Genomic DNA, 15347 nt, shown 5'->3' on the forward strand with positions numbered 1-15347 from the left:
CCATGACGACTGTCGATGATCTCGCAGGACACTTTGGCCCCTATGGCGGTCGCTTCGTTCCTGAAGCTCTCATCGGAGCGCTTGAAGAGCTAGACACTGCTCGCATCAAAGCCCAGACAGATCCAACATTTATTGAAGAGTTAGCCGAACTACACCGTACATACACAGGTCGTCCCAGCATCATCACCGAAGCAAAGCGTTTTGGCGAACATGCAGGGGGAGCGCGTATTCTTCTTAAACGCGAAGATCTCAATCACACCGGCAGCCACAAGATTAATAACGTGCTTGGTCAAGCACTCCTCACAAAGCGCATGGGCAAGAAGCGCATCATTGCTGAAACTGGAGCGGGACAACATGGCGTTGCATCTGCAACTGCTGCAGCTCTGATGGGTCTTGAGTGCGTTGTCTACATGGGCGAAGAAGATACAAAGCGCCAGGCTCTCAATGTTGCTCGTATGAAATTGTTAGGCGCAGAAGTAGTTCCCGTTACTTCAGGTTCGCGCACACTCAAAGATGCAATCAACGAAGCGATGCGCGACTGGGTTACCAATGTTGAAACTACTCACTACATGCTCGGAACCGTTGCCGGTCCACATCCTTTCCCATCTATGGTCCGTGATTTCCATAAGATCATCGGCGAAGAATCTCGCGAACAAGTTCTCGCCCTAACCGGCCGACTTCCTGATGCAGTTCTTGCCTGCGTTGGCGGAGGCTCTAACGCAATTGGAATCTTCCATCGTTTTATTGGTGATAAAGATGTCCGCCTCATTGGACTCGAAGCCGCTGGAGATGGCGTTGAAACAGGACGCCATGCAGCAACCATTACGGGTGGATCACCTGGCGTTCTTCACGGAAACCGCACATATGTTCTGCAGGATGAAAATGGTCAGACCATTGAGTCTCACTCAATCTCTGCTGGATTGGATTACCCAGGCGTAGGACCAGAACATGCATACCTGCATGACATTGGCCGCGCCGAGTATCGCGCAGTCACAGATGCAGAAGCGATGCATGCATTCGCACTTCTTTGTAAGACTGAAGGCATCATTCCTGCAATCGAAACTGCGCACGCTCTTGCTGGCGCGCTTCAAGTAGGAAATGAATTAGGCAAGGATGCAATCATCTTGATCAATCTCTCTGGACGCGGAGATAAAGATGTTCACACTGCAGCTCAATACTTTGGAATCCCTCTCTAAATGACAACTGCGCTCGATGACCTCTTCGTAAAAACACGCGCCGAAAACCGCGCCGCACTTATCGCCTATATCCCTGCTGGTTTTCCCAGCATCGAAGGTTGCAAGAAAGTAATTCAAGCTTTTGTCGATGGCGGAGTCGATGCCATTGAAATCGGTTTCCCTTATAGCGATCCAGTTATGGATGGCCCAACGATTCAGGCAGCAGCTGATCAATCACTTGCTCAAGGGACAGGTGCGAAAGAAGTTTTTGAAGCGCTGAAAGTTGCCACCGATGCAGGCGTCCCAGCGGTTGTTATGACGTACTGGAATCCCATTGAAAAGTACGGCGTTGAAAAGTTTGCTCAGTCGATTTCAGATAATGGTGGATCTGGCGTTATTACCCCCGACCTCACCATTGAAGAATCTGCGCCTTGGAAAGATGCTGTCGAAAAGACTGCAATCAATCCCATCTATGTTGTCGCACCAAGTACAACTGACACTCGTCTGCCTCAAGTAACTTCACGCTGCGGAGGATTTATCTATGCAGCTAGCTTGATGGGCGTTACCGGAACTCGCACCACAGTCTCATCGGGCGCACCTGATTTAGTCGCACGAATCCGTAAGACATCACAACTTCCTATCGCGGTGGGACTCGGAGTCTCTACGCGCGAACAAGCTAAAGGTGTTGCAGGTTATGCAGATGGTGTCATCGTGGGTTCAGCATTTATTAAAGCTTTACTTGATGCACCTGATGAAGCAACAGGTTTGGAAGCGGTAAAGAACCTTGCCAGCGAATTATCGTTAGGAGTACGTGAAGGTCGATGAAGAAATATCTTCCATGGATCGGACTTGTGGCCCGCCTCGTTCTAGGCGGAACCCTAATTGTTGCCGGATACCTGAAATTTGATGAGCTCGATAAGTCGCAGATGGCAGTTCGCGCCTACGAACTTCTTCCCATCCCGCTAGCAAATTTCATGGGCGTCTTCCTCCCATTCTTTGAATTAGCTGTCGGAATTCTTCTTGTCTTGGGCGCCGCAACTCGTCTATCTGCTCTCGCAAGCGGGTTACTGATGTTCGCCTTCATGATTGGAATCTCACAAGCATGGGCACGCGGACTTTCCATCGATTGCGGCTGCTTCGGTGGCGGGGGGCAGGTTGAACCAGGTGAGGCAGATTATTTAACGCCGCTTCTGCGCGACACGGGCCTCACTCTGCTTGCCGTGTACCTAACTTTCTTCCCACACACTAAATTTGGTCTCGATAAAGAACCGAAATCTCTCACCCAAACAGGAGAAGGCACAAATGACTAAACAACAACCAGGCAAAGATAACTTCACTCGCAATCTCGTTGTTGCAGTAGTTGTAGGCGTACTTCTCATCATGTTGGTACCGACACTTCTCTCAAAGCAGACAGATTCATCTGCAAAGACTCCAGCAAGCGTTTCTGCTGATCGCGGTTATGGAATCGTATTCAATGACGAACTCAAGGGTGTTCCGGTTATTGATATCTACGAAGATTTCCAATGCCCAGTCTGTGCGCAATTTGAAGGCCTCCAGGGCGATTACATCGAATCACTTATCGCCGATAAGAAGGCAACAGTTGTTTATCACACCCTTTCATTCCTCGGACAAGAATCTGTGAACGCTGCAAATGCAGCAGCATGTTCAGCTGATGAAGGAAAGTTCTTGCAATACCACCGCGCTCTTTATTCAAATCAGCCAGCTGAAAATACCGGTGTCTGGTCAACCGATGTACTTGTAGTACTTGGTCAGGCTGCAGGCATCACATCGAAGAAGTTCTCATCATGCGTCAATGACATGGCATACCAAGGCTGGGTATCAAATGCCGCAGCTGCCGGAGCCAAGGCAAATGTGAATTCAACTCCAACTGTATTTATCAACGGTAAAGAGATTGATCGCAATGGCGAATACTTCAACGCCGATAAGTTCAAGGCAGCAGTCGAACGCGGATAAATATGAAGTACGCCTTCCCAACTCCGACAACGTCGGCAGTTGAGATTGGTCCGCTGACTGTTCACTTTTACGCGCTCTGCATCATTGCGGCAATCGCTGTAGCAATCTGGGTGGCTGACAAACGCTTTACTTCTGCGCACTCTGGCGTCGAAGGCGTTGTCGGCGATATTGCTGTCATCGCTGTTCCTTCTGGAGTTATTGGTGGACGGCTCTATCACGTCGTTACTTCTCCAGAAAATTACTTTGGAAGCAACGGATCAATCTCTAACGTATTTAAAATCTGGGAAGGCGGTCTCGGAATCTGGGGCGCTATCGCACTCGGTGCAGGTGGTGCGTATGTGGCATATAGAAAGCGCGCTCAGCAGATTCAACTTCCACCATTTTCAGAGTTTGCTGGAGCACTTGCTCCAGGGTTACTTCTCGCACAAGCGATTGGTCGTTGGGGTAATTGGTTTAATGGCGAACTCTTTGGGCGCCCGCTCACTGCGCCGTGGGCCCTCGAGATTCCTCAATATCTTCGCCCAGTTGGTTTTAGAGAGTTCTCAACTTTTCATCCCACATTTCTCTACGAATCGATCTGGTGCGCTGTCCTTGCGATCGTCTTGATTCGTCTCACCCCTCGTCTTTCTGGGGGTGCCATCTTCGCTCTCTACATCTGCGGATACAGTCTCGGCCGATTCTTCATCGAGGGACTTCGCATTGATGAAGCGCATGCTCTGGGTGGTCTTCGTCTCAATCAATATGTCGCAGCGCTGATTTTTGCTGCAGGGCTCGTTGCCTTCAGCCGAATTATGCGACGTACGAGGTAGGCTAGAAAGATGGCGCTCGAAGATGTCTATGAACGCAATCTCCACCATCGCACACACCGCGCTGGTTGGTTGCGTGCTGCTGTTCTTGGCGCAAATGATGGGCTCGTCTCCACAGCAAGTTTGATGATTGGTGTTGCTGCGGCGCGAAGCGAACAGAGTTTTCTTGTCACAGCAGGAGCTGCAGGAATTGCAGCAGGTGCAATGTCGATGGCTGTCGGAGAATATGTTTCGGTACGTTCTCAAAATGATATTGAAGAATCAGATCGACTTCTTGAAATCGAACACCTTGCCATCGATCCTGAAGGTGAATTTGAAGAACTCGTTCATATCTATATTGAACGCGGATTAACTCGCGAACTCGCAGTGCAAGTTGTCACCGAGATGCATAAGAAGGATCCTCTCGAAGCACATCTGCGTGATGAGCTAGGGCAGCATCCACACACCAAGGCTCGTCCAGTTCAAGCGGCGATCGCTTCGGCGCTCAGCTTCACCGCAGGTGGATTGATTCCTTTCGCTGGCGCTTTTGCCCCTTCAGCAGGTAAAGCGGCATGGAGCATCGTTGGATTTACGATTGTTGGCTTAATTGCTACTGGAATCATTAGTGCCAAGACTGCCGGTTCCAAGCTATTTATTCCGACTATCCGCGTGATTGCGGGTGGCTGCCTCGGTATGGCAATCACCGCTGGAATCGGCCAGCTCTTGCATGTGAGTGGCATCTAGCCAACCCCCTTGCTACCCTTTCGCTACTGATTTACCGTTTCACCCACGCTTCACCGGGCCAAAGTTGTCCCTTTTGATTCACTAAAAAAGGACAACGGGTTATGGCACTTTCATCGAACTATCCCGCAGCGCAGGGACTCTACGATCCTGCAAACGAACACGATGCATGCGGCGTCGCGATGGTGGCTACCCTCAATAAAGTTGCAACGCACGAAATCGTAGAGAAGGCGCTTACTGCCCTTCGCAATCTCGAACACCGTGGTGCATCAGGAGCTGAACCTGATTCAGGCGACGGTGCAGGAATCCTAATTCGTGTACCCGATGCTTTCTATCGCGCAGAAACCAAGTTTGATTTACCAGCTGAAGGTTCATATGCCACTGGTATCGCATTTATTGCACAAGGCGCAGATGTCACAGCAGAAATAGCAAAGATTGCAGAAGAAGAGGGCCTTACCGTTCTTGGTTGGCGCGAGCTTCCGATTAACGCTTCTTCACTAGGAAAGACTGCAGTTTCAGTAATGCCTCAGTTCAAGCAACTCTTTGTCGCTGGCAAAAATGGCGAATCCGGAATTGTTCTTGATCGTTTGGCTTTCGCTCTTCGTAAGCGCGCAGAACACGCTCTCGATCTCTACTTCCCATCACTTTCATCTCAGACAATTGTTTATAAGGGAATGCTTACAACTGGCCAGCTGGAAGAGTTCTTCCCTGATCTCAGCGATGTGCGCGTTGTGTCTCCACTTGCACTCGTTCACTCACGCTTTTCAACAAATACCTTCCCATCTTGGCCGTTGGCGCACCCTTACCGCTTTATTGCACACAACGGTGAAATCAATACCGTTAAGGGAAACCGTAACTGGATGCGCGCCCGCGAATCACTTCTTGAAAGCGATTTGATTGGTGGAGATCTCAAGCGACTCTTCCCAATTGTCGAAATGTCAGGCTCAGACTCTGCTTCTTTCGATGAAGTTCTCGAACTTCTCTATCTCGGTGGACGTTCACTTCCACATGCAGTTTTGATGATGATTCCAGAAGCGTGGGAGAACCATGCAACGATGTCTGCAAAGCGCCGCGAGTTCTATGCATTCCACGCGTCACTCATGGAGCCATGGGATGGTCCAGCGTGTGTGACATTTACCGATGGACATCAAGTAGGTGCAGTACTCGATCGCAACGGGCTTCGTCCATCACGTTTCTGGGTTACCGATGACGGTCTTGTAGTTCTTGCATCAGAAGTTGGCGTACTTGATTTCCCTGCAGAAAAGATTGTCCGTAAGGGCCGCCTGCAACCAGGCAAGATGTTCTTAGTTGATATCGAAGCAGGACGCATCATCGAAGATGATGAAATCAAGGATTCACTTGCTGATGCCGCTCCATATGGCACATGGCTCAAGGATGGAATGATCAAGCTTTCAGATCTTCCATCACGCGAACACATTGTGTACCCACATAAATCAGTTATTCGCCGCCAGAAAGCTTTTGGCTATACAGAAGAAGAAATCAAAATCATCGTGACACCGATGGCAAAGGGCGGGGGAGAAGCTCTCGGCTCCATGGGAACTGATACTCCAATTGCGGCACTGTCAGCAAAGCCTCGTCTGCTCTTTGATTACTTCACACAGCTCTTCGCTCAAGTAACTAACCCACCACTCGATGCAATCCGTGAAGAGTTGGTAACAAGTCTTGGGGGATCCATTGGTCCAGAGCACAACCTGCTCGATCCAGGTCCAGAATCTTGCAAGCAGATCTCGCTTGCATTCCCGGTTATCGATAATGATGAACTTGCAAAGATCATCCACGTTAACGCAGACGATGACTATCCAGAGCTCGAGGCATACGTTGTTCGTGGCCTCTTCCCAGTAACTGGAGATGGAAACACTCTTCGTACTCGCCTTGAAGAGATTAAGCGCGAAGTTTCAGATGCAATTTCAAATGGCGCACGCGTCATTGTTCTCTCTGACCGTGATGGCGATGCAGAAGATTGCCCAATTCCATCACTCCTACTTACAGCAGCAGTGCACCACCACCTCATTCGCGAGAAGACACGTACCAAGGTCGGTCTCGTTGTTGAAGCTGGCGATGTGCGCGAAGTTCACCACGTTGCACTTCTTATTGGTTACGGCGCAGCAGCGGTAAACCCATATCTTGTTATGGAGACTGCAGAAGATCTCGTCAATCAAGGAATCATCACTGGCATTGCTCCTGAAAAGGCAGTCCGCAATGTCATCAAGGCGCTCGGTAAGGGTGTTCTTAAAGTGATGTCCAAGATGGGTATCTCAACTATCGCCTCTTACACAGGCGCGCAGGTATTTGAAGCGATTGGTCTCGCGCAAGATGTTGTCGACGAGTTCTTCGTCGGAACAACTTCACGTCTTGGTGGCGTCGATCTCGATGTCATCGCAGAAGAGACCATTAAGCGCCACCACTTTGCATACCCTGTAGGCGGAGAAATTCCTGGCGCAAAGCGTCTTGCTGTAGGTGGCGAGTACCAGTGGCGTCGCGATGGCGAACCACACTTGTTCAACCCTGAAACAGTCTTTGCGCTCCAGCACTCAACTCGCAATAAGCGTTATGACATCTTCAAGCGCTACACAGATAAGGTCAATGATCAGAGCAAGACGCTCATGACTCTACGCGGACTCTTCAAATTTAAAGATGGAGAACGCGCACCAATTTCCATCGATGAAGTCGAGCCAATCTCAGAGATCGTAAAGCGCTTCTCAACTGGTGCGATGTCATACGGTTCTGTTTCACAAGAAGTTCACGAGACACTTGCCATCGCCATGAACCGCTTGGGCGCTAAGTCCAACACAGGTGAAGGCGGAGAAGATCCTGCTCGCTTTATTCCCATGGCAAATGGTGACTCTAAGAAGAGCGCAATCAAGCAGGTTGCATCTGGTCGTTTTGGTGTAACAAGTAATTACCTCATCAATGCAACAGATATTCAGATCAAGATTGCACAGGGAGCAAAGCCTGGTGAAGGCGGACAGCTTCCTGGCTACAAGGTCTATCCGTGGGTAGCGAAGGCTCGTTACTCAACTCCGGGTGTGGGACTTATTTCTCCACCACCTCACCACGATATTTACTCGATTGAAGATCTTGCTCAATTAATTCACGACCTTAAGAACGCAAATAAGGATGCACGTGTTCACGTCAAACTTGTTGCTGAAGTTGGCGTCGGAACAGTTGCAGCTGGTGTTTCAAAGGCGCATGCAGACGTTGTCTTGATCTCAGGTCACGATGGCGGAACTGGTGCATCACCTCTGACATCTCTTAAGCACGCTGGCGCTCCTTGGGAGCTCGGCCTTGCTGAAACGCAACAAACTCTTCTTCTCAACAACTTGCGTGATCGCATTGTTGTTCAGGCAGATGGCCAGCTCAAGACAGGTCGCGATGTGGTTATCGCAGCACTTCTTGGCGCTGAAGAGTATGGATTTGCAACAGCTCCACTTGTTGTTTCAGGTTGCATCATGATGCGCGTCTGCCACTTAGATACATGTCCAGTCGGCGTTGCAACACAGAACCCAGAACTTCGTAAGAAGTTCTCTGGAAAGCCTGAATTCGTTGAAACATTCTTCGAATACATCGCAGAAGAAGTTCGCGAAATCTTGGCTTCCCTTGGCTTCCGCACATTGCAAGAAGCGATCGGACATGTCGAATATCTCGATACACGCGATGCCGTCGACCACTGGAAGGCGAGCGGTCTTGATCTCTCACCACTTCTTGTTCGTCCAGATGTTGATTCACCACTACACAACACAACGAAGCAGGATCACGGTTTAGCTGCAGCGCTGGATAACCAGCTCATCGAGCTTTCGAAGGCTGCGCTCGATAAGAAAGAGCTTGTTCGAATCGATCTTCCTGTCCGTAACGTCAACCGTACTGTTGGAACGATGTTGGGCGCTGAAGTTACTCGTCGCTACGGCGCAGAGGGACTTCCTGTCGGAACAATCGATGTCACTCTGCATGGTTCAGCCGGTCAATCACTCGGTGCATTCTTGCCACAAGGTGTATCAATTCGCCTCTACGGTGATTCAAATGACTATGTCGGCAAGGGCATCTCTGGTGGACGCGTTGTTGTTCGTCCAGATGAGAAGGCAACCTTTAAATCCGAGAAGAACGTCATCGCAGGAAACGTCATTGGTTATGGCGCAACATCAGGTGACATCTTCATCCGTGGTTTAGCTGGAGAACGTTTCTGTGTACGTAACTCAGGTGCCATTGCAGTCGTCGAAGGCGTGGGTGATCACGCACTCGAATACATGACTGGCGGAACTGTCGTTATTCTCGGACAGACTGGTCGCAATATTGCAGCCGGTATGTCTGGTGGTCGCGCATTTGTTCTCGATCTCAATACTGCAGTGGTCAACACCGAGATGGTTGATATCTTGGCGGTTCCTGCAGATCAACGCGAGAATCTCAAAGCAATCGTCTCTTCATTCCATGTCGAGACTGGTTCAGAAATCGCAGCAGCGCTTCTTGCGAACTGGGATACAGAAATCTCACGCTTCTCACTCATTATGCCTCGCGATTACGCAAAGGTGCTCGCAGCGATTGAGCGTGCAACTAAAGAAGGTTTACCAGTCGATGAATACATCATGGAGGTAGCAGCAAATGGCTGATCCAAAGGGTTTTATGACCACACCTCGCGAGACTCCAAAGCGACGTCCCGTAGATATTCGTATTCAAGATTGGCGTGAAGTCTACGAACCACAATCTTTCGAGCACTTGCAGAAGCAAGCTGGTCGTTGCATGGATTGCGGTATTCCTTTCTGTCATAACGGTTGCCCGCTCGGTAACCTCATTCCAGAATGGAATGACCTCATCTATCGTGGAGATAAGAACGAGGCAATTGATCGTCTTCACGCAACAAATAACTTCCCAGAGTTCACAGGTCGCCTCTGTCCAGCTCCTTGCGAAACCGCATGTGTTGTTGGAATTAACCGCGATGCAGTCACCATTAAGCAGGTCGAACTTCGCACCATTGAAGAAGCATTTGATGCCAACAATGTGAAGCCACTTGCACCAGACCGTCTCTCTGGCAAGACAGTTGCAGTCATTGGTTCAGGTCCTGCAGGACTTGCAGCAGCGCAACAACTCACACGCGCAGGTCACACAGTTGCCGTCTACGAACGCGCTGAGAAAATCGGCGGACTTCTACGTTACGGAATTCCTGAATTTAAGATGGAGAAGCACATCGTTGATCGTCGCCTTGCTCAGATGGAGCAGGAAGGAACTCGCTTCCGTCCAGGCGTTAACGTTGGTGTAGAACTTACTGGTTCAGATCTTCGCTCTAAGTACGACGCAATTGTTCTTGCCATGGGTGCAACGCAATGGCGCGATCTTCCTATTCCTGGCCGCGAAAATAAGGGCATCTATCAAGCGATGGAGTTCTTGCCATGGGGCAATAAGCAAGCGCTCGGTGAAATCGAAGTTCCGCCAATTAACGTTGCAGGTAAGCACGTCATCATCTTGGGTGGCGGAGATACCGGTGCTGATTGTCTTGGTACATCGGTACGTCAAGGTGCAGCGAGTGTTACTCAACTTGAGATCATGCCTCGTCCAACTGAAGAGCGTCCATCTTCACAGCCATGGCCTACATACCCAATGATCTATCGCGTCTCTAGCGCACATGAAGAACTCGATAATCGAATCTTCTCTGTCAGCACTCAAGAGTTTGTTGGCGATGGAAATGGCAATCTCAAAGCCCTCAAGATTGTTGAAACAAAGTTCGAGAACGGAAAGTTCGAGCCAGTTCCAGGAACTGAAAAAGAACTCCCAGCGGACTTCGTATTCCTCGCAATGGGCTTCACGGGTCCTGAAAAATCAGCGCTTATCGATCAGCTTGAGGTTGAACTCGACGAACGTGGAAATATTCGTCGCGATGAAAACTTCCAGAGCAGCGAAGAAGGAATCTTCGTTGCAGGAGATGCTGGCCGTGGTCAATCTCTCATTGTGTGGGCAATTGCAGAAGGTCGCTCAGCAGCAGCTGCAGTGGATCGATATCTCGCAGGGGAGACTCAACTCCCTGCACCTATCGAGCCAACAACTCGCCAACTCATGGTCTAACTTCTAAGTAACTACTAAGCACAGATAAGGTACCGACATGCGCCGCGCCAAAATTGTTTGCACGATGGGTCCAGCAGTTGAATCTCCAGAGAAGGTTAAGGAGCTCATCGCCGCTGGCATGAATATGGCTCGACTCAACCTTTCTCATGGTGGTTATGAAGAGCACCAGGCTCGCCTTGATCGCGTGCGCTCTGCGGCAAAAGAAGCTGGCAAGGCTGTGGCAATCCTCGTAGACCTACAAGGACCAAAGATTCGTCTCGGTCGCTTTGCTGATGGTCCTCATGATCTTGCTCGTGGAGATATCTTCACGATTACTACTGATGAGATTTCAGGAACAAAAGAGCGCGTCGGAACTACGTACAAAGGTCTTCCCGGAGATTGCAAAGCAGGAGACCGCATCCTTATCGACGATGGAAAAGTTACCGTCGAAGTTATTGAAGTAAAGGGCAACGATGTTGTCACCAAGTGCATTCAGCCAGGAGCAGTAAGCAACAACAAGGGAATCAACCTTCCTGGTGTTGCTGTATCAGTTCCTGCAATGTCTGAAAAAGATGAAGATGATCTTCGTTGGGGACTTCGCGCAGGAGCAGATTTCATCGCGCTCTCATTCGTTCGCGATGCGGCAGACGTTAAAGATGTTCACGCAATCATGGATGAAGTCGGAATTCGCGTTCCGGTTATCGCAAAGATTGAAAAGCCACAGGCCGTTGAAAACTTGGTAGAAATCGTTGCAGCATTTGACGGCATCATGGTTGCTCGCGGTGATCTCGGTGTTGAACTTCCTATTGAAGATGTCCCAATGGTCCAGAAGCGTTGTGTCGAGCTCGCTCGCGATGCTGCAAAACCTGTCATTGTTGCAACACAGATGCTTGATTCGATGATCACAAACTCTTCACCAACTCGCGCAGAAGCCACAGACTGCGCAAACGCTGTTCTTGATGGCGCAGATGCGCTCATGCTTTCAGGTGAAACTTCCGTTGGAGAATTCGCTATTCAGGCAGTTGAAACAATGGCCCGCATCATCGAGCGCACTGAAGAACTTGGCCTCGATCGCATTCGCCCATTGATGACTAATCCACGTACAAAGGGCGGCGCAATCACTAAGGCTGCTGCTGAAGTTGGACTCATTGTCGGTGCGAAGTTCCTTGTGACATTTACACAATCCGGTGACTCTGCACGCCGTATCTCACGCCTTCGTTCACCTATTCCAATCCTTGCAATCACTCCTGAAGAAGGCACATATAACCGCCTAGCTCTCTCATGGGGCGTTGAACCATTGGTAACTCCAATGGTCAAGCACACCGATGAGATGGTTCTTCAGGCAGACAAGATGCTCATCGAAGGCAAGCGCGCTGAAATCGGCGAATCTGTGATGATCGTTGCTGGTTCACCTCCAGGAATTCCTGGATCTACAAACGCTATGCGCGTACACACAGTAGGCGATGCCGTTAACGGCGTAGTCGCTGCGTATCGCTAGTACACAGCCCAACTCGTTTCTCGTATCCGCGCTTCTCTAATACGATAGGGGAGTACGCCTCGGTACTCCAACGGTAGAGAGGGCAGTCTCAAACACTGCATAGTGTCGGTTCGAATCCGACTCGAGGCACATGAGCAACGAAGCTACATCGAAGACAGCAGTGCGCATTCTCGTCGCCGAGGATGAAGCGCTCATTCGTATGGACCTTGTCGAAATGTTGCAAGAAGCTGGCTATGAAGTTGTAGCGCAAGCAACCAATGGCGAAGAAGCAATTGCACTCGCTACTGAACATCACCCTGATTTAGCGATTCTCGATGTCAAGATGCCAGTGCTCGATGGAATTTCAGCAGCGGAAAAAATTATCTCGATTGCTCCAGTTTTAATGTTGACCGCATTTAGCCAGAAAGAACTCGTTGATCGCGCGCGCGATGCCGGAGTCATGGCCTACGTTGTTAAGCCATTCACTATCGGAGATCTTGTTCCTGCCATAGAAATTGCAATTAGTCGCCATACGCAGATGAGATCACTTGCTGAAGAAGTTGCCGACCTTCACGAACGTCTTGAAACGAGAAAGATTATTGATCGCGCAAAGGGCATCTTGATGAAGGCTCTCAATCTCTCAGAGCCTGAAGCTTTCTCATGGATTCAAAGGGCGGCTATGGACCGTCGCCTGACCATGAAAGAGGTCGCAAATGCGGTCATTTCCCCTGAGGCTGCCCTCGATAAGTAGCTCGTTGTGCAGTTGGCCAGCCCACAGGAAAGTCTCTTAATTTCGTAATCAAAAAGTAACCTCCCACGCCCGATTTCAGACCATTTGACCTTGTCTCAAGCATGGGTTGAGCATTACTCTTCACACCTCCCTGTCCCGGGACACAAGCAAGAAAAAACAGGAAGGCAATACATGAACAAGAAGATCGTAAGCGGCTTCGCTATTGCTGCTGCTGCAACTCTCACCCTTGGTGCAGTTGCAACAGCTCCAGCGAACGCAGCACCAAAGACAGTAAAGCTCGCATTTATGGGCCCACTAACTGGAGATTATGCTGGCCTTGGCCAGGATCAGATCCCAGGAGTTATCTGGGCACTTGATCAGTACAACCGCACAAACCCTGCAGTAAAGGTCACCCTTGTTAAGGCTGACTCACAGTGCGACGGAACAGTTGCTGCAAACGTAGCTCCTGGTGTTGCTGCAGATAAGGCAATCATCGGCGTCGTCGGAACATCATGTTCAGGTGAAGCACGTAACTCATTCCCTGCATACAAGGCTGCTGGCCTCACAATGGTCGCACCTTCAGCATCAGCAGTTGACCTAACAAACCGTAAGGCAAAGTCAAACGGTTTCCCAGTCTTCCACCGCGTTGTTGCGAATGACTCACTTCAGGGTCCAGCACTTGCTCGTTACGCAGCATCAGGTGTTGCAAACCCTAAGTACTACATGATCGATGATCAATCAACATACGGAGCTCCACTTATCAAGCAGGATACAACTCCTACTGCTAAGAAGCTTGGAACAATTGTTGGTACAGATTCAGTCGCTCAAAAGACAGCTGACTACACTTCAGTAGTAGCAAAGGTAAAGGCTTCAGGAGCGAACATCGTCGTATACGGTGGTTATGACTCAGACGCAGGTAAGTTGTTTAAGGCACTTCGCGATGGTGGATACACAGGCATCCTTGCAGGTGGCGATGGAATCAACACATCTGACTTCGTTGGATTTGCTGGTTCAGCAGCTGAAGGCGTTCGCATGACTGCGGCATCAGTTCCTTTCGCTACATTGCTAACAGCAGCTCAGCTTGCTGACTTCGTTAAGGTCACAGGCGTCAAGGTTCCTGGTCTTTACGCAGAAACAGCTTGGACAGCAACTAACGTCTTCCTAGACTGCATCAAGGCAGGCAAGTTGACACGTTCTGCTATCCAGGCATGCGTTAACAACAGCACATTTACTGACGCAGGTGGCGCTAAGTTCAAGTTCGATCGCTACGGTGATCCAACAACTGCTGCTGCAGTTGGTGGATGGGTAGTCAAGGGCGGCAAGGTCGTCTACGACAAGGTTGCTTAATAAAGCAATCAAATAGCAACATCGTATTAATGTAATAAGGCGTGGTCACTTCTTCGCACAACTTAGAAGTGACCACGCTTAACACTTATCAGCATTCATCGGATTGGTCACAATGAACTTTTCAGTTATAACGTCTCAATTTTGGTCGCTCATGCTTCAAGGCTTGGCGCTCGGCCTCATCTATTCGCTTGTAGCGCTTGGATACACAATGGTCTATGGAGTGTTAAGACTTATTAACTTTGCTAACTCAGAAGTATTTATGCTGGGCACTTTCGCAACACTTTACTTCCAAGTCACGGTTCTGGGTTTCCCAAGTAGTTCTCCTTCAATCCATGGACTTAAGCTCGTTGGGGTTTTAGTGCTCTCAATGATTGTGTCGATGATTGCATGTGCTCTCATTGCCATCTTGGTTGAAATTGTTGCTTATCGCAGATTGCGAGCACGTGGAGCTAGCCGACTCGCATCATTGATTTCAGCAATCGGAGTTTCAATTTTTCTTCTCGAAGGAGTAAGTCAGCTAACCGGAGGACGTCCAAGAACTGCCCCACGTCTTCTCGATAAGTGGTCATTTGGTGAATTTGGTGGCGCCAACTTCCGAATTGATACGATGATGGCAATTGTTTTCCCAATCATAATTTTTGTAGTTCTAGACCGATTTGTTACGAGATCTAGATTAGGTAAATCAATTCGAGCTGTTTCTATGTCAGAAGAGAATTCGAAATTAATGGGTATCAATATCAATAGAGTTATTACACTAACTTTTTGCATCGGTGGCTTAACTACCGGCGCGGCAGCGTTTCTTTACACAACGGTCTACGAGAACACAGTGTTCAATGTTGGCTTTAATATGGGAATCGCAGCCTTCACTGCTGCAGTTCTCGGTGGCATTGGAAACCTCCGAGGCGCCTTCTATGGTGGTCTTGCCCTGGGAATGGTTGAACAATTTGCCTCAGCGGTTCTTGGTTCTCAGTGGAAAGCAGTGACCGTATTTGTTATTTTGGTAGTAGTGCTTTTGTTCAAACCTAATGGTTTATTTGGCGAAGCAGTTCAGCAGACAAGGACGTGATGAG

At 49.4% G+C, this 15347-nt stretch carries 12 protein-coding genes and 1 tRNA gene; all 13 read left to right on the forward strand.

All coding sequences use genetic code 11. The annotated features are described in order from the left end of the window. The first annotated feature begins 2 nt into the window (after window positions 1–2). The 13 genes from trpB (at window position 3) to AC8GFK_RS03075 (ending at window position 15343) form a co-directional block, all read left to right on the forward strand. The gene (trpB, locus tag AC8GFK_RS03015) at window positions 3–1196 is read left to right on the forward strand and encodes a tryptophan synthase subunit beta (RefSeq protein WP_506625692.1); all 1194 of its coding nucleotides are present in this window, start codon (window positions 3–5) and stop codon (window positions 1194–1196) included. Beyond that, complete coding sequence (trpA, locus tag AC8GFK_RS03020; protein ID WP_506625693.1) at window positions 1197–2000, forward strand: tryptophan synthase subunit alpha; 804 nt, start codon at window positions 1197–1199, stop codon at window positions 1998–2000. Continuing rightward, a complete protein-coding gene (locus AC8GFK_RS03025; protein WP_506625694.1) occupies window positions 1997–2485 on the forward strand; it encodes a MauE/DoxX family redox-associated membrane protein in 489 nt (162 codons plus the stop codon). The genes trpA and AC8GFK_RS03025 overlap by 4 nt, the downstream gene beginning before the upstream one ends. After that, on the forward strand, window positions 2478–3149 hold the full coding sequence (locus tag AC8GFK_RS03030; RefSeq protein WP_506625695.1) for a DsbA family protein: 672 nt from the start codon (window positions 2478–2480) through the stop codon (window positions 3147–3149). Before AC8GFK_RS03025 ends, AC8GFK_RS03030 begins: the two co-directional genes overlap by 8 nt. A gap of 2 nt (window positions 3150–3151) precedes the next feature. Then, window positions 3152–3958 (forward strand): prolipoprotein diacylglyceryl transferase, encoded by an 807-nt coding sequence (lgt, locus tag AC8GFK_RS03035; protein ID WP_506625696.1) that lies wholly within the window; start codon window positions 3152–3154, stop codon window positions 3956–3958. A gap of 9 nt (window positions 3959–3967) precedes the next feature. Beyond that, window positions 3968–4678 carry a VIT1/CCC1 transporter family protein gene (locus AC8GFK_RS03040; RefSeq protein WP_506625697.1) on the forward strand — a complete coding sequence of 237 codons (711 nt, stop codon included), beginning with the start codon at window positions 3968–3970 and terminating at the stop codon, window positions 4676–4678. 101 nt (window positions 4679–4779) lie between these two features. Continuing rightward, a complete protein-coding gene (gene gltB / locus AC8GFK_RS03045) occupies window positions 4780–9297 on the forward strand; it encodes a glutamate synthase large subunit (RefSeq protein ID WP_506625698.1) in 4518 nt (1505 codons plus the stop codon). After that, window positions 9290–10744: a glutamate synthase subunit beta gene (locus tag AC8GFK_RS03050; protein WP_506625699.1), complete on the forward strand. Its 1455-nt coding sequence runs from the start codon at window positions 9290–9292 to the stop codon at window positions 10742–10744. Before gltB ends, AC8GFK_RS03050 begins: the two co-directional genes overlap by 8 nt. A 37-nt stretch (window positions 10745–10781) precedes the next feature. Then, complete coding sequence (gene pyk / locus AC8GFK_RS03055) at window positions 10782–12221, forward strand: pyruvate kinase (RefSeq protein ID WP_506625700.1); 1440 nt, start codon at window positions 10782–10784, stop codon at window positions 12219–12221. Window positions 12222–12277: 56 nt separating this feature from the next. Further along, window positions 12278–12350: transfer RNA gene (locus tag AC8GFK_RS03060), tRNA-Leu, on the forward strand. A 1-nt stretch (window position 12351) separates the two neighbouring features. Beyond that, window positions 12352–12951 (forward strand): ANTAR domain-containing response regulator, encoded by a 600-nt coding sequence (locus AC8GFK_RS03065; protein WP_506625701.1) that lies wholly within the window; start codon window positions 12352–12354, stop codon window positions 12949–12951. Between the two features lie 171 nt (window positions 12952–13122). After that, window positions 13123–14277 carry a branched-chain amino acid ABC transporter substrate-binding protein gene (locus tag AC8GFK_RS03070; protein WP_506625702.1) on the forward strand — a complete coding sequence of 385 codons (1155 nt, stop codon included), beginning with the start codon at window positions 13123–13125 and terminating at the stop codon, window positions 14275–14277. Window positions 14278–14389: 112 nt separating this feature from the next. Next, window positions 14390–15343: a branched-chain amino acid ABC transporter permease gene (locus AC8GFK_RS03075; protein WP_506625703.1), complete on the forward strand. Its 954-nt coding sequence runs from the start codon at window positions 14390–14392 to the stop codon at window positions 15341–15343. The last annotated feature ends 4 nt before the right edge of the window (window positions 15344–15347 follow it).

Origin of the sequence: Planktophila turicensis (SeqCode) (genome assembly GCF_965234405.1) — a bacterium.
Taxonomy (GTDB): Bacteria; Actinomycetota; Actinomycetes; order Nanopelagicales; family Nanopelagicaceae; genus Planktophila; species Planktophila turicensis.